Consider the following 502-nt stretch of genomic DNA (forward strand, 5'->3'; position numbering starts at 1 on the left):
GCAAAGAAGTGATCACCTTTGGTGATGTGGCCACAGTTCGCCGAGCGTTTCGTGATCCGGAAAGCTTTGCCCGCTTGGATGGTGAGCCTGCCATTGTGCTTGACGTGAAAAAGCGTGCTGGCGAGAACATTATTGAAACCGTCGCGTTAGTTAAAGAGGTGATTGCTCAAGGGCAACTGCGTGCAGAGTGGCCAAGTAATTTGCAGGTTAAATACACTTGGGATCAGTCGGATGATGTCAAGCTGATGCTTAGTGATCTGCAAAACAACATTCTCTCGGCAATCATTTTGGTGGTCATCGTTATTATCGCGATCTTGGGGGTAAGAACGGCATTGTTGGTTGGGATTTCTATTCCAGGATCTTTCTTAACGGGGCTGTTAGTTCTCTCTGTTTTTGGTCTTACCGTAAACATCGTGGTGCTGTTTGCCTTAATCATGGCGGTCGGCATGCTGGTGGATGGTGCAATCGTCGTCACTGAGTTTGCCGATCGGAGAATGCAAGA

1 protein-coding gene is annotated in these 502 nt (G+C 48.2%); it reads left to right on the plus strand.

Annotated elements, in window-relative coordinates:
* Positions 1-502 (plus strand): efflux RND transporter permease subunit (locus R7E78_RS31030; RefSeq protein WP_318059259.1); only part of this gene is annotated, 502 nt, incomplete at both ends.

This window comes from Vibrio sp. YT-19(2023), from assembly GCF_033337395.1.